The following is a 448-nucleotide window of genomic DNA, read 5'->3' on the forward strand; positions in this document are numbered from 1 at the left end:
CTGTCGCTGTCGGCGAAGGGCCTGACCACCGGTGAGATCAGCGCTCACCTGGCCGAAGTCTATGGCGCCGACGTGTCGCGGCAGACGATCTCCACGATCACCGACAAGGTCATGGACGGCATGGCCGAGTGGCAGAACCGGCCCCTGGATCGTGTCTACCCAGTCGTGTTTCTCGATGCCATCAACGTCAAGGTCAGGGACGGTAAGGTCGCGAACCGGCCGATTTACGTCGCGTTGGCGGTCACCGTCGACGGGACTCGCGACATCCTCGGCCTGTGGGCCGGCGACGGCGGCGAGGGTGCCAAGTTCTGGTTCTCCGTGTGCACCGAGCTGAAGAACCGCGGCGTCGAGGACGTGCTGATGGCAGTCTGCGACGGGCTCACCGGCCTGCCTGACGCGATCAACACGGTATGGCCACAGACCGTGGTCCAGACCTGCATCGTGCACC

1 protein-coding gene is annotated in these 448 nt (G+C 65.0%); it reads left to right on the forward strand.

Annotated features, from left to right (window positions below; all coding sequences use genetic code 11):
• Window positions 1-448 (forward strand): IS256 family transposase (locus ACLQ24_RS30255; protein WP_425895141.1); only part of this gene is annotated, 448 nt, incomplete at both ends.

Source organism: Micromonospora sp. DT4 (assembly GCF_049841675.1).
Classification (GTDB): Bacteria; Actinomycetota; Actinomycetes; order Mycobacteriales; family Micromonosporaceae; genus Micromonospora.